8 protein-coding genes are annotated in these 21577 nt (G+C 64.6%); 4 read left to right on the top strand and 4 right to left on the bottom strand.

Annotated elements, in window-relative coordinates; translation table 11 throughout:
* Positions 1–54: 54 nt before the first annotated feature.
* Entirely contained in the window at positions 55–13059 is a 13005-nt protein-coding gene (locus HU715_RS03925) for a non-ribosomal peptide synthetase (protein ID WP_186705319.1), read from the bottom strand.
* Between the two features lie 281 nt (positions 13060–13340).
* Here HU715_RS03925 and HU715_RS03920 point away from each other — a divergent pair, with 281 nt between their 5' ends.
* A complete protein-coding gene (locus HU715_RS03920; protein ID WP_092327046.1) occupies positions 13341–13889 on the top strand; it encodes an RNA polymerase factor sigma-70 in 549 nt (182 codons plus the stop codon).
* Positions 13890–14025: 136 nt separating this feature from the next.
* On the opposite strand, the gene HU715_RS03915 is transcribed toward HU715_RS03920, so the two are convergent.
* From HU715_RS03915 to HU715_RS03905, 3 genes are all read right to left on the bottom strand, one after another.
* Positions 14026–15039, bottom strand: a complete 1014-nt coding sequence (locus HU715_RS03915) for a GNAT family N-acetyltransferase (protein WP_186705320.1) — start codon at positions 15037–15039, stop codon at positions 14026–14028.
* Between the two features lie 70 nt (positions 15040–15109).
* Entirely contained in the window at positions 15110–15886 is a 777-nt protein-coding gene (locus HU715_RS03910; RefSeq protein WP_186705375.1) for a substrate-binding periplasmic protein, read from the bottom strand.
* A 117-nt stretch (positions 15887–16003) separates the two neighbouring features.
* Positions 16004–16627 (bottom strand): TetR-type transcription factor C-terminal domain-containing protein, encoded by a 624-nt coding sequence (locus HU715_RS03905; RefSeq protein ID WP_186705321.1) that lies wholly within the window; start codon positions 16625–16627, stop codon positions 16004–16006.
* 180 nt (positions 16628–16807) lie between these two features.
* On the opposite strand from HU715_RS03905, the gene HU715_RS03900 reads away from it, so the two are divergent.
* The 3 genes from HU715_RS03900 to atuD all read left to right on the top strand — a co-directional run bounded on the left by HU715_RS03900 (position 16808) and on the right by atuD (position 21577).
* Complete coding sequence (locus HU715_RS03900; protein WP_186705322.1) at positions 16808–18598, top strand: acyclic terpene utilization AtuA family protein; 1791 nt, start codon at positions 16808–16810, stop codon at positions 18596–18598.
* A gap of 178 nt (positions 18599–18776) precedes the next feature.
* Positions 18777–20393: a geranyl-CoA carboxylase subunit beta gene (gene atuC / locus HU715_RS03895; protein WP_186705323.1), complete on the top strand. Its 1617-nt coding sequence runs from the start codon at positions 18777–18779 to the stop codon at positions 20391–20393.
* A 26-nt stretch (positions 20394–20419) separates the two neighbouring features.
* A complete protein-coding gene (gene atuD / locus HU715_RS03890; protein WP_186705324.1) occupies positions 20420–21577 on the top strand; it encodes a citronellyl-CoA dehydrogenase in 1158 nt (385 codons plus the stop codon).

Below are 21577 nucleotides of genomic sequence, written 5' to 3'. Positions count from 1 at the left end.
ATTCCTGTGGGAGCAAGGCTTGCCCGCGATGAGGCCACTACAGACACCATAAAACTACATGCCTTCCAACTCCGCCATCAGGTCATTCAACCGATCCACCTTCTCCTCAGTGATCTCGCTTGCCGCCAGCCCATCGATGTACTCGGCCAGTTCCTGCACCGTGCTGCACTCGAACATTGCCCGCAGTGGCACATTGCGTTGCAGGGCCTTTTGCACCCGTGAGGCGATTTGCGTTGCCAGCAAGGAATGGCCGCCCAGTTCGAAGAAGTTGTCCTTCACCCCTACCCGCTCGACTTTCAGCACCTGGGCCCAGATGTCGGCCAGGGTCTGTTCCAGCTCATTGCCGGGCGCCTGATAATCCTGACTTTGCAACTGGCCGATCTCCAGGGCCGGCAAGGCCTTGCGGTCCAGTTTGCCGTTGGCGTTGAGGGGCAAGCGATCGAGCCACAGCCAGTGCAGCGGCACCATGTATTCCGGCAGTTCGGTCCGCAGGCGCTGCTTGATGCGGTCCAGGCGTTCGGCGGGTTTCAGCGCCGAGTCGGTGGCCACGAGGTAGCCCACCAGATGTTTGCCATTAACCCCCTCCTGCACGCCCACCGCGCCATCGCGCACTTCCGGCTGTTCATGCAACCGAGCCTCGATTTCCCCCAGCTCGATGCGGTAGCCGCGGATCTTCACCTGATGGTCGATGCGCCCGACGTACTCCAATACCCCGTCGCTGCGCCGCCGCGCCAGGTCGCCGGTGCGGTACAGCCGCTCCCCCGGCGCCCCGAACGGGTTCGGCACAAACACCGGGGCGGTGCGCAACGGATCACTGACATAACCACGCCCGACCCCGGTGCCCGCCACGCACAACTCACCCACCGCACCCAGCGGCACCAGGTCCAGCGCGCCATCGAGCAGGTACAAACGGTTGTTGTCGGTGGGCGTGCCGATCGGCAGATAGGTGCCACGGGTCGACGCCTGGTCGACGCGGAAGAACGCCACGTCGTCAGAGCATTCCGCCGGGCCGTAGGCGTTGACCAGGCCGATGTCCGGGTAACGCAACAACCACTGGTGAGCCAGTTCCGGCGGCATCGCTTCGCCGGTGGGCAGCATCCAGCGCAGGCCGTCCAGGCCGATGCGTTCCTGGGCGAGCATGCCCTGGATCAACGACGGCACGCTTTCCAGCACGCTAATGCCCTGCTGCTGCACATGCTCCAGCAGCCCTTGCGGGTCATGGGCGATGGCGTTGGGCACGATGTCGACCCGGGCGCCGAACAACGGCGCGGCGAGGAACTGCCAGACCGAAATATCGAAGCTCTGGGAAGCGGTCTGGGCGATCACATCCGCCTCGCTCAGCGCCAGGTACGGCACTTTGCTCAGTTGGTTGTTGAGCATGCCCCGTTGTTCCACCATCACGCCTTTGGGCAGGCCGGTGGAGCCGGAGGTGTAGATCACGTAGGCGAGATTGTCCGGCCCGCTGTAGACACCAGGGTTTTGCGGCGAAAAGTCGCCGGCCTGGACGCTTTCCCATACCAGCAGCTTCGGCCGCCCGGAGCAGGCAAACTCATCCAACAAGGCCAGTGCCTGGGCCTGGCAGGCCTGGGTGCAAACCAGTAGTGGCGTACGACTCAACTCGATGATGCGGCTCAAGCGCTGGCTTGGCAGGCCGGGATCCAGCGGCAAGTAACCGGCACCGGCCTTGAAGCTGCCGATGATCATGCCCAGCAACTCGGCATCTCGTTCGGCCAGCAGCGCCACCGGCTGATCCAGACCGACACCGGCCGCAATCAGGGCGTGACCGAGGCGGTTGCTGCGGGCATTCAACTCGGCGTAGCTGTAGGTCGCGTCCAGGAAACTGACCGCAAGGCGTTGCGGATGGGCCGCGACCCGCGCCTCGAACAACTCGACGTAGCTCTGCTCCAGCGGATAAGCATGCTCGCTCCGGTTGCAGCCTTCGATCAGGAAATCCTGTTCTTCGGCACCGATCAGCGGCAGCTCGCTCATATCGCCGTGCAAGCCCTCCATCAGCGCCAGCAGCAGCCGCTTGAACTCGCCCAGCAGGCCTTGGACGGTGCTTTCATCGAAGTAGCGCTGGTCGTACGAAAGGTGCAGCCCCAGGTCGTCTCCCGGGTAGCAGACCGCCGTCAGCGGGAAGTTGGTGTGGGTACGACCCGAGTCTGAAGTGGCGTTGAGGCTTTGGGCGCGATCCAGCACCGAGACTTCCACCGGCGCGTTCTCGAACACGAACAAGCTGTCGAACAGCGGCTGGCCCTTGGGCAGTTCGCTGACTTCCTGGATGCTCACCAACGGCAGGTATTCGTACTCGCGCAGTTGCATGTTGCGGTCCAGCAAATCGCTGAGCCACTGGCGCACGCTGCAGCGCTGATGAACCTCGGGCATCTGCACGCGCAAGGCGATGCTGTTGATGAACAGCCCCACGGTGCGTTGCATCTGCGGCAACTCCACCGGGCGCCCGGCCACGGTGACACCGAACAACACGTCGCGGTCGCCGCTGACCCGGCGCAGTACCAGGGCCCACGCCGCCTGGGCGAAGGTGTTGACCGTCAGTTGATGGGCCTGGGCCAGCTCCCGCAGCCGCGCACCGTCCCGAACGTCGAGGCGGGTGTAGCAGTCGCCGACGATCATGCCGCCGCTGTCACCGGCGTGCTCGCGCAGGAACGGCCGGTCGCCAGGGATCGGCGTGGTCCGCTCGAAACCTTGCAGGTTGTCCTTCCACCACTGCCGGGCTTCGTCCAGGCTCTGGTGCAGCAGCCAGCCGATGTAGTCGCGATAGCGCGGCGGCACGGCCAACCGCGGTTCGCGCTGTTCGCCCAGGGCGGTGTAGACCTCGAAGAAATCGTCCATCAGCAGCGAACGGCACCAGGCATCGATGAGGATGTGGTGATTGCTCATCATGAACCAGTAGCGTGCCGCGCCGACCCGGATCAGCCGCAAGTGGAACGGGGCCTGGTTCAACAGATCGAAACCGGCCTCGCGCTCATCCTTGAGCAAGGCCTGGAGCTTGGCTTCCTGGGCGTCTTCGGCCACCTCGGACCAGTCGAGATAGTCCACTGGCGTGCGGCCGGGCTTGTGGATGATTTGCAGCATGTCTTCGCCAACGTTCCAGCAGAACGAGGCTCGCAAGGCTTCGTGGCGAGCGATGACCGCCTGCCAGGCCTGGGCGAAACGCTGCGGGTCCAGTTCACTGTCGATGCGGTAGCGATCCTGCATGTAGTACAGGCCAGTGCCCGGCTCCAGCAAGGTATGCAGCAGCATGCCTTCCTGCATGGGCGTCAGCGGATAGACATCTTCGATCTGCGCGGCCGGCACAGGCAAGCTGTCGAGCTGGCCCTGGGTCAGCTTCGCCAGGGGGAAGTCCGAAGGCGTCAGGCCGCCCGCCTCGTCCGTCAGGCAGTGTTCGATCAGGCGTTGCAACTCATCGAGGTAGGCCTCGGCCAGCGTAGCAATGGTCTCGCGCTCATGACGTTCGGCACTGAAGGTCCAACGCAACACCAACTCGCCGCCGCTGACCTGGCTGTCGACGCTCAGCTCATTGGGCAGCGGCGCGGCGGGATCATGGATCGCCCCCAGCGGCGCATCCAGCGGCTGGAACAGCGCCTCCTGGCCCAAGGTCTGGTCGAGCTGGCCCAGGTAGTTGAAGGTGATCGCCGCGTGCGACAGGCCGGCCATCGCCTCGCGAGTCGCCGCGTCCGCCAGGTAGCGCAGCACACCATAACCGAGGCCCTTGTGGGGCACCGCGCGCAGTTGCTCCTTGATAGCCTTGATCGAGCCGCTGACGCTTTCGCTCGCGGGAGTCAGGCGCACGGGGTAGACGCTGGTGAACCAACCCACGGTGCGGGTCAGGTCGAGGTCGTCGAACAGCGCTTCGCGGCCGTGGCCTTCGAGCTGGACCAAAGCCGAATCATGGCCGCTCCATCGGCACAACACTCGAGCCAGCGCCGTGAGCAGCAGGTCATTGACCTGGGTGCGGTAGGCGCTCGGCGCCTGTTGCAGCAGCTGCCGAGTGCGCTCGGCGTCCAGGCGCACGCTGACGGTTTGCGCGTGACGCTCCTGGCGTCCCCCCTCGGGGTTCGTGCACGGCAGCGCGACGTGCGCACCGCTCAACTGCGCTTGCCACCAACCGAGTTCTTCGCGCAGGGATTCGCTGCCGGCGTAGGCCTGCAAACGCGCGGCCCAGTCGCGCAACGGGCTGGTCTTGGCCGGCAATTGCGCCTCTTGCCCAGCGACGAGCTGGCGGTAGACGGTTTGCAGGTCGTCCATCAGCACCCGCCACGACACACCGTCCACCACCAGGTGATGGATGACGATCAGCAACCGTTGCCGGCCATCCGGCGTTTGCGCCAACACGGCATGCAGCAACGGCCCGGTGGTTAGATTGAAACGGCTCTGCGCCTGGGCAAACAACGCTTCGCACGCTTGCGCGGTGTCCACGGATACCTGCTGCAACAGCACGGCGTCAGACAGCGGCTGGTGCTCGGCGCGCCAGTGCCCGGCGGTTTCGCCGAAGACCAGGCGCAAGGCATCGTGGTGCTGGAAGATCGCGTGCAGGGCCTGTTCCAGCGGTTGCGGGTCCAGGGCCGTGGTCGGCTCCAGCAACAACGCCTGGTTCCAGTGATGCCGGTTGGGCATCGGGCGGTCGAAGAACCAATGCTGGATCGGCGTCAACCCGGACTCACCCTGCACCAGGCCCTGTTCGGCGTGCACCTGCTGGCTGCGCGTGGCGACGGCGGCCAGGGTCTGTACGGTCTGGTGCTGGAACAAGTCCCGGGGCGTGAAATGAATGCCCTGTTGCCGGGCGCGGCTGACCACCTGGATCGACAGGATCGAATCGCCGCCCAGTTCGAAGAAGTTATCGTTGAGGCCCACCTGCGTCACGTTCAGCACGTCGCACCAGATCGCCGCCAGGGTCTGCTCCAGGGCATTGCTCGGCGCCACGTAGTGTTGGCGATTGAGTCCTGGATCGGGCAGCGGCAAGGCGCGGCGGTCGAGCTTGCCGTTGGCGGTCAGCGGCATGCTCGCCAGCAGGATCAGGTGCGTGGGCACCATGTAGTCCGGCAGTTGGGCCTTGAGGTGGTTTTTCAAAGCGTCGCGCAGGGTCGCTTGTTGCTCGCCGTCCTGGCTGGCGATGTCGCTCACCAGGTAGCCGGCCAGTTGCGTGCCGCCCGGCAGGTCGAGAGCCAGGACCACGGCCTCGCGCACCGCCTCATGTTCCAGCAGGCGGGTTTCGATTTCCCCCAGCTCGATGCGGAAACCACGGATTTTCACCTGATGGTCGATCCGTCCCAAATACTCCACCAGACCGTCGGCACGCTGGCGCACCAGGTCGCCGGTGCGATACAAGCGTCCGCCTTCGGGGGCGAACGGGTCGGCGACAAAACGCTCGGCGGTCATGCCCGGACGCTGGTGATAACCCTGGGCCAGGCCAGCACCGCCGACGTACAACTCACCCGTGGCGCCTGGTGGCACCAACGCGAGGTCGGCGTCGAGGATGTAGGCCACCCGGGCGCCAACCACGCTGCCAATCGGCACACTGGCCGCGCCTTCCTCCAATTGCTCGGGGGCCAGGCTCGCCAGCGGCATGACCACGGTTTCGGTCGGACCGTAGGCGTTGAAGAACAGGCTCGGGCTGAACGCCGCGCGAATGCGCTGCAAATGCTCGCCGGTCAGGGCTTCGCCGCCGGTGATGCACATGCGCACCGGCAACGTCTGCCCTTGGGTAGCCAACCACTGCGCCAACTGACTGCCATAGCTGGGGGTGAAGCCGAGAATGTTGATGCGATGCTGGCGAATCAGCCCGCAGATTTCCTCGGCGTCCCACTGGCCTTGGGCACGCAGCACTACTTGGGCACCACTGAGCAACGGCACCAACAGGCGTTCGGTGGCGGCGTCGAAGTTGATGGAATAGAAATGCAGCTCGCAATCGTCCGGGCGCATGCCAAAGCGCTGGATCACCGCCTGGCAATGCATGGCGATTTCACCGTGGGACACCACCACGCCCTTGGGCTTGCCGGTGGAGCCGGAGGTGTAGATCAGGTACGCCTGGTGTTGCGGCAGGTTGATCAACGGCAGCGGGTGGTCCGGGTAGTGGGCCAAGGCCGCCGAGTCGTCTTCCAGGCACCAGCAGCCCACGCCCTCGGGCAAAGCACCCAGGGCCTGGAGCATCGCCCGATCGCTGAGCAACAGGCTGATGCCGCTGTCTTCGATCATGTAGTGCAGGCGATCCAGTGGGTATTCCGGATCCAGCGGCACGTAGGCGCCACCGGCCTTTAGGATCGCCAGCAGGCCGATGACCATTTCCAGCGAACGCTCCAGGGCCAGGCCGACCCGCACCTGCGGTCCGACGCCTCGCTCGCGCAAGTGCCAGGCCAGGCGATTGGCGCGGCTGTCCAGTTGCGCATACGTCAGGGTCTGCCCGGCGAAGGTCAGGGCCGGCGCATCGGGACGCGCCCGGGCCTGTTCGTCGAACAGTTCATGGATGCATTGGTCGAGGCGATGCTCACCGGGCTCGACGCCCAGGCTGTCGAGCAATTGTTGCTGCTCGCCAGCCTCCAGCAACGGCAGCTCGCTCAACCGGTGGGCCGGATCGTCCAGCAACGCTTCCAGCAGGTTACGCCAATGCCCGGCCATGCGCGCGATGCGCGGCTCGTCGAACAGGTCGGTGCTGTAGGTCAGGCAGCAACCCAGGCGCTGGTCCAGATCCGTGACTTCCAGGTTGAGGTCGAACTTGGTGGCCCGGGCGTCGTTGACCAGGTAGTCGACGCTCATGCCGGCCAGCGTGCGGCTCTGCTGGAACTCCCAGCGCTGCACGTTGCACATCACTTGGAACAGCGGGTTGTAGGCCGCACTGCGCGGTGGTTGCAGGGCTTCCACCAGATGATCGAACGGCAAGTCCTGATGGGACTGGCCTTCGATGACGGTGTGGCGGACCTGTTCGAACAATTCGCCCACCGACATTTGCCCGTCGAGTTGGCAACGCAGCACTTGGGTGTTGAGGAACGCACCGATCAGCCCTTCGCTTTCCGGACGGATACGGTTGGCCACCGGCGCGCCGATGCGCAGGTCGGTCTGGCCGCTGTAGCGGTAAAGCAGCACCGCCAGGGCGGCGGTCATGGTCATGAACAGGGTCAGGCCCTGTTGCGCATTGAAGGCGCGGACCCGCGCCGCCAGTTCATCGCTCAGATCGAAACGGAACAATTCGCCGCGATGGCTCTGCACCGACGGACGCGGTCGGTCGCCGGGCAGTTCCAGCAGCGGGTGTTCACGGCCCAGTTGCGCGGTCCAGTAATCCAGCTGCCGCTGACGCTCGCCGGACTCCAGCCACTGGCGCTGCCAGACGCTGTAGTCCAGGTATTGCACCGGCAACGGTTCCAGCGGGGACTCACGATCGTCGATAAAGGCTTCGTACAGCGCGCTCAGTTCACGGGCGAAAATGTCCATCGCCCAGCCTTCGGTGACGATGTGGTGCAGCGTCAGGACAAAGTAATGTTCATGCTCGGCGGTCTTGACCAGGCAGGCCCGTAGCAGCGGCCCGGTTTCCAGGTCGAAGGGCTGGTGGGCCTCGCTGTCCGCCAGTTGCTGCACCCGCTGCTGGCGCGTGTCGGCGGCCAGTGTCGAGAAGTCCTTCCAGTCCATGCGCAGGCCCGTCTCGTTGTGCACCTGTTGGCGGGCCACGCCATCGACGCTCGGGAACGTGGTGCGCAGGGTTTCATGACGCAGGATCAATGCCTGCAACGCCGCCTCGAAGCGCCCGACATCCAACACCCCGCGCAAGCGCGCCATGCCGCCGACATTGTAGGCCGGGCTGTCCGGCTCCATTTGCCAGAGGAACCACATGCGCTGCTGGGAATACGACAGCGGCACCGGTTGACTGCGGTCGACCTGCTCGATGGGTGGCTGGCGGTTGGTCTGGCCGCTGGCTTGGATCAAGCGCACCTGTTCGGCGAAGGCTCCCAATTCACTGGCCTCGAACAGCGCCCGCAACGGCAGTTCCACGTCACAGGCCTGGCGAGTGCGGGAAATGATCTGGGTCGCCAGCAGCGAATGGCCGCCGAGGGCAAAGAAATCGTCCCGCAGGCCGATACGCGCCAGTCCCAGCACATCGCGCCAGATGCCGGCGATTTGCTGTTCGAGGGCGCTGACCGGCTCGACGTGCTCGCGCACCTGCCATTGCGGCTCGGGCAAGGCGCGACGGTCGAGCTTGCCGCTCGGGCTCAGGGGCATGGCGTCCAGGCGCAGCAGTTGGGCCGGCACCATGTAGTCCGGCAGCTCGGCGGCCAGGGCGGCCTTGAGTCGACTATTCAACTCGTCCTGACCTTGAGCGACATCCGGGGCGGTGTAATAGCCGATCAGTTGCGGGCCGGCCGAAGTGTCGCGCACCAGCACCGCCACTTGGACGATGCCGTCCTGGGCCAGCAGGCGCGCTTCGATTTCCTGCGGTTCGACTCGGAAGCCGCGCAGCTTGACCTGCTGGTCGAGGCGGCCGAGGTATTCAATCACACCGTCGGTGCTCCAACGCGCGCGGTCGCCAGTCCGGTACAACCGCGCCCCGGCCGGGCCCAAGGGGTCGGCGACGAAACGCTCGGCGCTCAGGCCCGGACGTCCGAGGTAACCCCGGGCCAGGCCCAGGCCGCCGATGCACAGCTCGCCCGGGACACCGGCCGGCACCGGATTGAGGTCGCTGTCGAGCACCCGGCACAAGACGTTGCCCAAGGGACGGCCGATGGGCGAGCGCTCGCCATCGGCTTCGGTGCACTGCCAATGGGTGACGTTGATCGCGGTTTCGGTCGGGCCGTAGCGGTTGTGCAACTGTACCGACGGCAGTTGCGCCAACACCCGGTTGCGCAACTCGGCCGGCAAGGCTTCGCCGCCGGAAAACAGCCGGCGCAGGCTGGTGCAGCGGGCACTCAGGGGTTCATCGATGAACAGGCTGAGCAGCGGCGGCACGAAGTGCAGCGTGGTGACGCCAAACTGCTGCACCAACTGGGCGATGCGGTGCGGGTCACGGTGTTCGCCGGGGCCAGCCAGCACCAGTTGGCTGCCAGTGATCAGCGGCCAGAAGCATTCCCAGACCGACACGTCGAAACTGATAGGGGCCTTTTGCATCAGCACATCGCTGGCGTCCAGCCCGTAGGTCGCCTGCATCCATTGCAGGCGCTCGGCCAGGGCCGCGTGGGTGTTGCCGACGCCTTTGGGCTGACCGGTGGAACCGGAGGTGTAGATCACGTAGGCCAGGTGATCGCCGTGCAGGTGCAGACCCGGCGGGTTGCTCGGCCATTGCTCCAGATGCAGGGCGTCCATGGCAATGACACTGACGCCGTCGCAGGCTGGCAAACGCTCCAGCAATGCGGTTTGGGTCAGCAGCAGATCGACGCCGCTGTCGTCGAGCATGTAGGCCAGACGGTCGGCCGGGTAGTCCGCATCCAGCGGCACATAGGCGCCGCCGGCCTTGATGATGGCCAGCACACCAATGAGCAACAGCGGCGAACGCTCGGCGGCAATCGCCACGCAGACATCCGGGCCAACGCCCTTGTCCCGCAGGTAATGGGCCAAGCGATTGGCCTGGGCGTGCAGCTCGGCATAGTCGAGTTGGCCGCCGTCCCAGCGCAACGCGATCCGTTGCGGCGTGCAGCGGGCCTGCTCGTTCAGCAGCTCCGGCAGCCATTGACTGGCCGGCGCGCACGGGGCCGCGCTCCACTGTTGCTGTTGGCGGTGCTCATCGGCGGTCAACAGCGGCACGTCACCGATGGCTTGCTGCGGATCGGCACAGACCGCCCGCAACAGGTTGCAGTAGTGCTCCGCCAAGCGGGCGATGGTCGTCGCCTCGAACAGTTCATCGGCGTAGTCGAACGACAGGGTCAAGCGACCGTTGCGATCTTCTTCGCTGTGCAGTTGCAGGTCGAACTTGGCTTCGCGGCTGTGCCACGGCAACGCTTCGGCGAGCAGCCCCGGCAGGCGTCGCAAGGCGCTCAGGTCACGTTGCTGGTGGTTGAACATCACTTGGAACAGGCCGTGCTCGCGCGCCTCGGGAAACGCTTCGAGCAACTGTTCGAACGGCAGGTCCTGGTGAGCCTGGGCACCCAGCGTGGCTTCGCGGGCCTGGGCCAGCAGCGCGGCGAACGGTTGGCGGGAATCGACCTGCCCACGCAGGACCTGGGTGTTGATGAAGAAGCCGATCAGCCCCTGGGTTTCCAGGCGCGGACGGTTGGCGTTGGGTACACCGATGCGCAAGTCGGATTGCCCGGTGTAACGCTGCAACAGCGCCTGGAAAGCGGCCAGCAACAGCATGAACGGCGTCGCGTCATGGGTCTGGGCCACTTGGCGCAGGGCTTCGCCGAGGTCCTTGTCCAGGCGCAAACTGTGCCGCGCGGCGCTGCGTTGGCGTTGAGCGCTGCGTGGATGATCCGTGCCCAACATCAGGGCCGAATGTTCAGCGCCCAGTTGCTGCTTCCAATAGCTCAGTTGACGCTCGGCCTCGCCCTCGGCCAGCCACTGGCGTTGCCAACTGCCGTAGTCGGCGTACTGCAAGGGCAATGGCGCAAGTTCGGCGACCTGCCCTTGGGAAGCGGCGGCGTACAGTCGGGAGAATTCTTCGATCAACACATTCATCGACCAGCCGTCGGCGATGATGTGGTGCAGTGTCACCAACAGTTGGTGGTCATCCTCGTCGAGACGCAACAGGGTGACCCGCAGCAGCGGTCCCGTCTCCAGATCGAACCGCGTGGCCGCCTCGTCTTCTCGAACCTGTCGCGCCCGGTCTGCGCGCGAGTCGGCAGGCAGGTCGCCAAGGTCGATGACATGCAGCTCGAACTCGCCGGCCGGATCGACATGTTGCAGGGCCACGCCATCGCGTTCCAGGAACCGTGTGCGCAGGGACTCATGACGCTCGATCAGTCGCTGGAAGCTGGCGCGCAAGGCGTCTTCGTCCAACTCGCCGCGCAGGTGCAAGCCACCGGGAATGTTGTAGGCGCGGCTCGTCGGGTCAAGCTGCCAGGTCATCCATAAACGGTTCTGCGCCAGGGACTGCGGCAGTGGCACGTGGCGCGGCAACGCGCTGATCGCGCCCTGGGCCTGGCCGCCGTCCTGCTGCTGGTTCGCCACCGCTGCCGCGAACGCGGCCAGGGTCGGGGCGTCGAACAGCAGGCGCAGGTTGAGCGCCAGCCCGAGGGTTTCACTCAATCGCGCAATCACCTGGGTGGCGGCGATGGAGTTGCCACCCAGCAGGAAAAAATGATCATCAGCCTGGACGTGCTCGACCTGTAATTGCTCCCGCCAGACCTGGCCGATGAGGGTTTGCAATCGGCAGGACTGCACGGACTCATCCGCCACGGTGACTTCGGTTGATGGGGTTGCTTCGGCTGAGGGGAACTGGGCATAACTGTCCAAGCTGCCGTCGGCCAATCCGGTGCGGCAGGCCGAGCGCTGCAACTTGCCGCTGGAAGTCTTGGGCAACGCGCCGGGATTGAGCAGCACCACCACGCTCGGGGCTTGCTGGCAGGCCTCGGCCACCGCCTGGCGAATGAATTTAATCAGAGCTTCCGGCGGCAGGATTTTCTGCACGCTGCGGCTGATTTCCGCGGCGATACCGATGCCTTCCTCACCCCCGTCGTTGACCGCGAACGCCGCCACCCGGCCCTTGCGCACCACCTCCACTTCACGCTCGATGGTTTGCTCGATGTCCTGGGGATAAAGGTTGTGCCCGCGCACGATCAGCAAGTCTTTCAGGCGCCCGGTGATGAACAGTTCGCCGCCGCGCAGGAACCCCAGGTCACCGGTGCGCAGCCAGGTCCGGCCGTCGTGCTGGACAAAGGTCTTGGCGCTGGCTTCAGGGTTGCGCCAATAACCCAGGGCGATGCTCGGCCCGGAGGCCCAGACTTCACCGACCTGATTGTCGGCCAGTGGCTGCAACGTCGCCGGCTCGACGACCAGCACCGCGTGCCCGGGCTGACTGACACCACAACTCATCACCGCGCTGCCCTGCCCCGGCTCGACCCGGTTTTGCGCCAGCGCCGCATCAACCACCCGCAGCGAAGGAATGCCGTGGTGGCGTGGCGTGCCGGCGACGAACAGGGTCGCTTCGGCCAGGCCGTAGGAGGCCATGAAATTGTCCGGCGTGAAGCCGCACGGGGCGAACTTCTCGGCAAAACGCTCCAGGGTGTCGAGGCGGATCGGCTCGGAGCCGGAATAGGCCACGCGCCAGCCGCTCAGGTCGAGACGCTGCAGGGCTGAATCACTGACCCGCTCGCTGCATAACCGGTAGGCGAAATCCGGACCACCGCTGATGGTGCCGCCGTACTCGCTGATCGCTTCGAGCCAACGCAGGGGGCGGGCCAGGAAATAAGCCGGGGACATCAATACACAGGGAACGCCACTGAACACTGGCTGCAACAGGCCGCCAATCAGGCCCATGTCGTGGTACAGCGGCAGCCAGCTGACGATCACATCGTCGGGGTTCAGGTCGATGCCGAAGCCATGGCGGATCAGCAATTCGTTGGCCACCAGGTTGCCGTGGCTGACCTGCACGCCCTTGGGCAATGCAGTGGAACCGGAGGTGTATTGCAGGAAGGCAATGTCATCGTCCTGCAGCGTCGGCATCCGCCATTGTCCGGCGCGGGCCGGGTCGAGGGTATCGACGCACACTACCGGTGGCGCCGATTCGATGGCTTGCAGCGGCTCGCGCAGGTCGCTGCTGGTGAGCAGCAGGCGCGGTTCGGCGTCCTTGAGAATCGACAGCAGTCGCTCCTGATGGTGGCGACGGGCGGACTCCGGCGGATAGGCCGGCACGGCAATCACCCCGGCGTAGAGACAGCCAAAGAACGCCGCGACGTAATCCGGGCCACTGGGGAACAGCAACACGGCGCGATCGCCCAGCGCCGCTTCGGCCTGCAAGGCGCTGGCGATGGTCCGGGCGCGCAGGTCCAGGTCGCGATAACTCAACACCACACCCTGCCCAGGGGTGTCGGCGAGGAAGCGCAGGGCCACCCGGTCCGGCGTCAGCGCGGCATGGCGCTGGAGGGCATGAGCCAGGGTGCTGGGGAGTTCGAACGCGTCGGTCATGGGGGGTTCCTGCCTGAATTCGGCTTGCAAGTTGTCCCCCATGGAACGGATAGCGGCGGCAAATAATTAGTCGGGCAACTGACTCACCAAGGCCTGCCGCGAAGCATCCGGCAGCCAGGCGCCGCGGCAATGGGTCGCGGTGCCGAGGCTGGATTTTATTGCATCAATAATTCTTCTTCTCAATTGACAATCATTATCATTAAGCCTAATTTGGCGCTCGATGTGTAGGACGGGTCCGGCATCCGGACGTCCCGCTAACTTTTTGCAGCAAGGTGAATTCCATGACGGAACAAGTATCCACAAGCAGGTGCGACTCACCGTTACTCCAGGCGTTCGTCGATAACCGACTGATCCTGGTCAAGATCGCGGCGCGCATTACCGGCTGTCGGTCCCGCGCGGAAGATGTGGTGCAGGACGCTTTTTTCCGGCTGCAATCGGCGCCACAAATCACCTCCTCGTTCAAGGCGCAGCTCAGTTATCTGTTTCAGATCGTGCGCAACCTGGCGATCGACCACTACCGCAAGCAGGCGCTGGAACAGCGATACTCGGGGCCGGAAGAGGAAGGGCTGAACGTGGTGATCCAAGGTGCTTCGCCAGAAACCTCCCATATCAACTTCTCCACGTTGGAGCACATCGCCGACGCGCTGACCGAACTGCCCAGCCGCACCCGCTATGCCTTCGAGATGTACCGGCTGCACGGCGTGCCGCAGAAGGACATCGCCAAGGAACTGGGCGTCTCGCCGACCCTGGTGAACTTCATGATCCGCGACGCGCTGGTGCATTGCCGCAAGGTGTCGGGGGTTCGCGGGGATACCTTCGCCCGGCGGTAATGCTTACTGGTTCACCGAGGCACCTGTGGGAGCGGGCTTGCTCGCGAAAGGGGCGGACCAGTCACCATTGATGTCGACTGTCAGGCCCCATTCGCGAGCAAGCCCGCTCCCACAGAAGTTCACCTGTCGCCAAACCTCACATCAACCCACACCGATCAAAGAACCGCTCACGTCCCAGGATCATCAGCGCCGCGCGCTTGTGGGGAAAATCGAATTCCTTCTCGCAATGAAAGCACTGGTTATGCAAGTGCCCGATCATCCGCGCATTGTCGGCCCGGGGCTCGGCGACCACGCGCTGGGTGCGCGGGTCGTCCAGGAACAGGTAGTGCACCAGCGCCGATAGCCAGCTCGCCACCTTGTGCGGCCCGCGGTGCTGCTCTTCGCCCACCAGCATATGGATGCCGCGGTCATAGTGGTCGGCCTCATAGAACGGCGCGATCCGATCTTCCTTGGCCCAATAGGCTTCGAAGTAAGCGAACGGCTGATCATCGAAGCAACCGATCAGGGTCAAGACCCGCGGATCGGCCTGCAGCTTGCCCAGGTACTCGCGATGCTGTTCCAGGCTGCCCTCTTCCTGCCAGAAACTCGCCACCCGCGGGCTGTTCTGCCAGCGGTTGAAACGTTCCAGGTCCTGCTCGACTTCCAGGGTGCGCAAGGACACCCAGGCCCCCAGCCGCGCATCGAAACGCCGGTACACCTCGCCGCGCGGTTTCGTCGGCCGGCGTGGATGGCGACGACCATCGGTGATGACCATCTGTTGCGGGTAACTGCCGCTGAACGACTCCCCCAGCCACGGCTGCGGCAATTGCCAGAACAGTGTGCGCTCGCAGCGGTATTCACCGGCACGTTCGGTGCCCGTCAGTAAACCGCTGAGCAAGGCTTCACCAGGGCGCTCGTCGAGGTGCCAGGTCAGGCGCTGACACTCGGGATCGCGGGCGAACAGCCAATAGCAGGCCGCCCACAACGCCGGGCCCATCGGACGGTCGTTGATTTCCTGTAAATGCACATGCAACTCGGGACCGCGCACCAGGCGCAGCCGGATCAGCGGCGCGCCCTCGAGCATCAGGCTCAGGTGGCGTTCGGTTTCATCGGCGCCGAGGCGACGACCACCGGGCAAGGGCAGCGTCGTCGGCTGGTTGAGGTTGGACATAAGAGCGGCTCGCGTATTCGTCGGTAGTCAACGTGGGACGTGAGCCGGGAAGGGAAATTTAGTGTCACCGTCAATGGGAATGCGTGGGCACCAGCTGGATCTGGTACGGCTGGAAAATCTTCAGCAGTTGACCGTTGTCTCGCAGCTTTTGCAGCAACTGTGCGAACGCTTCACTGGAAATGGGCGCTTGCGGGCGGAGCAACGCGTAATGGTGGTAAACCTGATCGATGCGTTCGGACACCAGCAATTGCGGGCCGACTTCCGGGTTGCGCAACACGTAATCGTTGAGGTACGAACGGGTCACCAGGGCGATATCCGCCCGCCCGCGCAACACCATCAGCAGGTTGCTGTCATGGGAATACGTCAGCGTGGCGTTGTATTGGCCGGCGAGGAACTTGGGGTCGGCGTTGAATTCGGCAAAGGCGTAGTGGTAACCGCTGAACAACGCCAGGCGCTTGCCCCTGAGGTCGGCGAAATAACTTTGCTGGCGATCCGGCTGGCGCTGGGCGACGAAGACCTCCGCATCCTCCAGGCCCATGTCCACGGCAGTGTGTGGCACATCCTGCCAACCCCATTCGGGGTTCTCGAAAATCGCCATGTCGACCCGGCCTTGCTTGAAATCATTGAAGCGGCGCGGGATCGACGTCGGCACCAGTACGAATTGATAGTCGCTTTGCGACTGGTTCAGAGCCTCCACCATCTGCGGCAGCAGGCCGGTGTCGGCGCCGTTCTCGGGACGAACGGTATAGGGCGGAAAATGCGCCGCGCCGATCCGCACCTGTTGCGCCGCCTCGATCGGCAACGCCAGGAAAGCGGCCAAAGCAGCCAGTAGCACACGCGAGGTCATCCCCATCGGCGAAAACGTCAAGATAACCCACTCCCCAAAAGTCCCGTCACTACAATCAAGCTAGGCGGTTTCAGCCGCTTAGCCAGCCACACGGCCCTTCAAAGCACCGTTCGATTATTATTTTTCTTCAAGCACCAGGATCAGGGCCTGCTCGGCCAGTTCATCGAGACTCAAGTTGCCTTCGGCGCGAAACCAGGTGGTGGTCCAGGACAACGCCCCCGTGAGGAACCGTCGAGTAATGGACACGTCCCCGCGAATATACCCGGCCTCCTTGGCTTGGCCCAGAACCTCCAGCCACAAGTCTTCATAAATGTCACGCAGGGCCAGTACCTGCCGCTGTCCGTCATCCGAAAGCGAACGCCATTCGTAGACCAGCACGGCCATGGCCTCGCCCGTGCCGCCCATGATCGATTGCAATTCGCAGCGGATCAGCGCCAGCACCCGCCCGCGTACGCTGTCGGCCTCGGCCAGGGCGGCGCGCATCAGCGCCGTGTTGTAGCGGATGGTTTCTTCCATCACCGCCCGCAGGATTTCATCCTTGCTCTTGAAATGGTGAAAGATGCTGCCCGACTGGATGCCCACGGCACTGGCCAGGTCGCGCACCGTGGTGCGCTCGAAGCCCTTGTTGCGAAACAGGTGGGCGGCGGTCTGGAGCAGTTTGCCGCGAGCACTGTCCGGGTCGGTCAGTTGCCCGCTGTCGACCAGCTCACGCATCACGTCCAAGGCTTTTTGCTCGTCCACCCATTCTCTCCTACAGTCGATCAACCAACGCGCCGCCATTGCCCGTCAAACCATCGGTGGCGCGGGCAATTTAAGCCGAGCGAGGCAACCAAGCAAGCGCTCGGCCCCAAGTCAGAGGCAGCATTTACAAACCAAGCGCTTGCTTGGTAGTCTCAAGCCACCTTTGCCGGAGGGAACGCCATGCCAAAAACGATCCGTATCGGTTGCGCCAGTGCCTTTTGGGGCGATACCTGCACCGCGTCGGCGCAACTGGTCGAGGGCGGGAAGCTGGATTACCTGGTATTCGACTATCTGGCCGAGGTGACGATGTCGATCATGGCCGGAGCGCGCTTGAAGGACCCGTCGAGCGGCTATGCCACGGACTTCATCGAGCTCCTCGCCCCGCTGCTCAAGCGATTGCATGACGACCGGATCCGCGTCATCAGCAACGCCGGCGGAGTCAATCCCCAGGCCTGCGCGAGGGCCTTGCAAGCTGCCTGCGATCAGGCCGGCGTACCACTGAAAATCGCCGTGCTGCTGGGCGATGACCTGCAACCGCAAGGCGAACGGCTCGCCGCCCAAGGCATCCGCGAGATGTCCAGCGGCGAGCCCCTGCCGCCCGCGTGCGTGTCCATCAATGCCTACCTCGGCGCGCCCGGTATCGTCGAAGCGTTGCGCCTGGGCGCCGATGTAGTGATCACCGGGCGGGTGGTGGACAGCGCCGTGGTCAGCGCCGCCCTGGTGCATGAGTTCGGCTGGGCCTGGGACGATTACGACAGATTGGCCCAGGCCGCGTTGGCGGGGCATCTCATCGAGTGCGGCGCCCAGTGCACCGGCGGCAATTTCACCGACTGGCAGCAAGTGCCGGATTTCGAGCACATTGGCTTCCCCATCGTCGAAGCCAGCGCCGACGGCCAATTTATCGTCACCAAGCCCGAAGGCAGCGGTGGACTGGTCACGCCGCTGACCGTCGGCGAGCAGTTGCTCTACGAAATCGGCGACCCGCAGGGCTACCTGCTGCCGGACGTGATCTGTGATTTCAGCCACGTCAGGTTGACCCAGCAGGGCAAGCACGCCGTGCGTGTCCACGGGGCCAAGGGCCTGCCGCCCAGCGACCGGTACAAGGTCTGCGCCACCTGGTTGGACGGCTGGCGCTGCACCGCCACGTGCCTGATCGCCGGCATCGATGCCGTGGCCAAGGCTGAACGGGTCAGCCAGGCGCTCCTCGCCAAGACCTCGCAGCTATTGCGCCAGCGTGGCTGGGCGCCCTTCAGCGAAGTGAACATCGAACTGCTGGGCAGCGAAGCCACTTACGGCCCACACGGCCAGCGCCGGGACAGCCGTGAGGTGGTCATCAAACTGGCGGTACGACACCCGGACAAACAACCGTTGGTGCTGTTTTCCAGGGAAATCGCCCAAGCCGCCACCGGCATGGCACCGGGACTGACCGGCCTGGTCGGTGGCCGGCCGACGGTGTCGCCGTTGATTCGCCTGTTCTCGTTCCTGATCGACAAAGCCACTTGCCGGCTCGACATCGAGTTTGACGGCCAGCGCCACCCGTGCCCCCTGCCCGCCCTCGAACCGCTGGACATCACCGGCCTGCCGGTCGCCCCGGACCTGCCCAAGCCCCAGGGCCGGGCCGACGCCAGCGTGCCGCTGATCAAACTGGCGGTGGCGCGCTCTGGCGACAAGGGCAACCACAGCAACATTGGCGTGATTGCCCGCGAGCCCGAATACCTGCCCTGGATCGCCGAAGCGCTGACGCCGGAGGCGATGGTCGACTGGATGAGCCACGTGCTCGACCCGCGGTTGGGCCGGGTCGAACGCTGGTACCTGCCGGGCACCCATAGTTTGAATTTCCTGCTGGAAAACGCCCTCGGTGGCGGCGGTGTCGCCAGCCTGCGCATCGACCCCCAGGGCAAGGCGTTCGCCCAGCAATTGCTGGAGATCCAGATACCGGTGCCGCAACACGTTGCCGATCAGGTCGGCTAAGGACGGTCGCCATGGCAAATGAACGATCCGCAGCACCTGTGAAACCTGTGGCGAGGGAGCTTGCTCCCGCTCGATTGCGCAGCAATCGCAAAAAAGCCGGGGTCGCTGCGCAACCCAGCGGGAGCAAGCTCCCTCGCCACAGGGGTTCGGCTAATCCGTTCCAACACGAGGAGGCTGCATGCCGGTCATCGAATCGCACCTGGATCCCCACAGCGCTGACTTCGCACGCCATTACACGGCGATGCGGGCCGGCGTCGAACAACTGCGCCAGCTCGAACAGGCCGTGGTGGAGAAAGCGGCCCAGGCCCAGGGCAAATTCGAGCGGCGCGGCCAACTGTTGCCGCGCCAACGCCTGAACCTGCTGCTGGATCCCGGCGCGCCATTTCTTGAGCTGGCGAGCCTGGCCGGCTACAAACTCCATGACGACAAGGATGGCAGCCAGGCCGGCGGCGGCCTGATCGCCGGGATCGGCTACGTGTCCGGGACGCGGGTGCTGGTGGTGGTCAACAACAGCGCGATCAAGGGCGGCACGATTTCCCCCAGCGGCTTGCTCAAGACCCTGCGCCTGCAACAGATCGCCATGGAAAACAAACTGCCGGTCATCACCCTGGCCGAAAGTGGCGGCGCCAATCTCAATTACGCCGCGCAGATTTTCGTCGAAGGCGCGCGCTGCTTCGCCAATCAGGCACGTATGTCGGCCATGGGCCTGCCGCAGATCACCGTGGTGCATGGCTCGGCCACGGCCGGCGGGGCCTATCAGCCGGGTTTGTCGGACTACGTGGTGGTGGTGCGCGATAAGGCGCGGTTGTTCCTCGCCGGGCCGCCGTTGCTCAAGGCGGCGACCGGCGAAGTGGCCAGCGAGGAGGAACTGGGTGGTGCGCTGATGCACGCGCAGGTGGCCGGCACCGCCGAATACCTGGCCGAGAACGACGCCGACGGCGTACGCCTGGCCCGGGAAATCCTCAGCCTGCTGCCCTGGAACGCACAACTGCCGCCACAACCCGAACGAACCTGGACCGAGCCGCTCTACCCCGCCGACGAATTATTGGGCCTGGTGCCCGACGACCCGAAGAAGCCCTATGACGTGCGGGAAATCATCGCCCGCATCGCCGACGGCTCGAACTTCCTGGCTTTCAAAAGCGAATTCGACGTCCAGACGATTTGCGGCCACCTGCACATTCGCGGCCATGCCTGTGGCCTGATCGGCAACAACGGACCAATCACGCCCCAGGGCGCCAGCAAGGCCGCGCAGTTCATCCAACTGTGCGACCAGAGCCGCACACCATTGCTGTTCTTGCACAACACCACCGGGTTCATGGTCGGCATCGAGTCCGAGCGACAAGGGGTGATCAAGCACGGCGCCAAGATGATCCAGGCCGTGGCCAATGCCCGGGTGCCCAAGCTGACCGTGGTCGTAGGCGGCTCCTACGGCGCCGGCAACTACGCCATGTGCGGCCGCGGGCTTGATCCGCGCTTCATCTTCGCCTGGCCCAACAGCCACACCGCCGTGATGGGCGGCGTCCAGGCCGGCAAGGTCCTGCGGATGATCACCGAGGCCACGCAACTCAAGAACGGCCTGAGTCCCGACCCGAAGATGCTGGACCTGCTCGAGCACACCACCGCGCAGAAACTCGACAGCCAATCCACCGCCCTCTACGGCAGCGCCAGCCTGTGGGACGACGGGCTCATCGACCCGCGTGACACCCGCACATTGCTGGGCTACCTGCTGGACATCTGTCACGAGGCCGAACAGCGGCCATTGCAAGCCAACAGCTTTGGCGTGGCCCGTTTCTGAGCGCTGACTCCAGGAGAACAATAAGAATGATCTTCACCCAAGAACATGAAGCACTGCGGCGCACCGTTCGCCAATTTGTCGACCGCGACATCAACCCCTACGTCGACGAATGGGAGCGCGCTGGACGTTTCCCCATCCACGCGATTTTCCGCAAGGCTGGCGAGCTGGGCCTGCTGGGCATTTCCAAGCCGACGGCATTCGGCGGCATGGGCCTGGACTACAGCTATTCGATCGTCGCGGCCGAGGAATTCGGCACCATTCATTGCGGCGGTGTGCCGATGTCCATTGGCGTGCAGACCGACATGTGCACCCCGGCCCTGGCCCGGTTCGGCTCCGATGAGTTGCGTGACGCATTCCTGCGCCCGGCCATTCGCGGTGAACAGGTGGGCTGCATCGGCGTCTCGGAAGTCGGCGCCGGTTCCGACGTCGCCGGGCTCAAGACCACCGCGCGCAAGGATGGCGACGACTACGTCATCAACGGCAGCAAGATGTGGATCACCAATGCGCCGAGCGCCGATTTCATTTGCCTGCTGGCCAACACTTCGGACGACAAGCCCCACGTCAACAAATCGCTGATCATGGTGCCGATGGACAGCCCCGGCATCAGCCTCGGCCAGCACCTGGACAAACTCGGCATGCGCAGCTCCGAAACCGCCCAGGTGTTTTTCGACGACGTGCGCGTGCCACAACGCAACCGCATTGGCCAGGAAGGCGCCGGCTTCATGATGCAGATGCTGCAATTCCAGGAAGAACGCCTGTTCGGCGCGGCCAACATGCTCAAGGGCCTGGAACAGTGCGTCGACAGCACCATCGCGTACTGCAAGGAACGCAAGACCTTCGGCACGGCCCTGATCGACAACCAGGTGATCCACTTTCGCCTGGCGGAACTGGCCAGCGAGATCGAATGCCTGCGGGCGCTGGTCTACCAGGCCACCGAGCAGTACATCAACGGCCAGGACGTCACGCGGCTGGCGTCCATGGCCAAGCTCAAGGCCGGGCGCCTGGCCCGGGAAACCACCGACAGTTGCCTGCAATATTGGGGCGGCATGGGTTTCATGTGGGACAACCCCGTCGCCCGGGCCTATCGCGACGTACGGCTGGTGTCCATCGGCGCCGGTGCGGACGAGATCATGCTGGGCATCATCTGCAAGCTCATGGGGATTTTGCCGGGGAAGGACAAGTGA

Origin of the sequence: Pseudomonas zanjanensis (genome assembly GCF_014268745.2) — a bacterium.
GTDB lineage: Bacteria > Pseudomonadota > Gammaproteobacteria > Pseudomonadales > Pseudomonadaceae > Aquipseudomonas > Aquipseudomonas zanjanensis.
The sequence above is the reverse complement of the archived record's forward strand: the minus strand, read 5'-3'. Positions and strand labels throughout refer to the sequence as shown.

Bases quoted from the DNA above. Each gene is read 5' to 3' on its own strand.
- HU715_RS03925 (WP_186705319.1), bottom strand. From the start codon at position 13,059: ATGACCGACGCGTTCGAACTCCCCAGCACCCTGGCTCATGCCCTCCAG.
- HU715_RS03920 (WP_092327046.1), top strand. From the start codon at position 13,341: ATGACGGAACAAGTATCCACAAGCAGGTGCGACTCACCGTTACTCCAG.
- HU715_RS03915 (WP_186705320.1), bottom strand. From the start codon at position 15,039: ATGTCCAACCTCAACCAGCCGACGACGCTGCCCTTGCCCGGTGGTCGT.
- HU715_RS03910 (WP_186705375.1), bottom strand. From the start codon at position 15,886: ATGACCTCGCGTGTGCTACTGGCTGCTTTGGCCGCTTTCCTGGCGTTG.
- HU715_RS03900 (WP_186705322.1), top strand. From the start codon at position 16,808: ATGCCAAAAACGATCCGTATCGGTTGCGCCAGTGCCTTTTGGGGCGAT.
- atuC (WP_186705323.1), top strand. From the start codon at position 18,777: ATGCCGGTCATCGAATCGCACCTGGATCCCCACAGCGCTGACTTCGCA.
- atuD (WP_186705324.1), top strand. From the start codon at position 20,420: ATGATCTTCACCCAAGAACATGAAGCACTGCGGCGCACCGTTCGCCAA.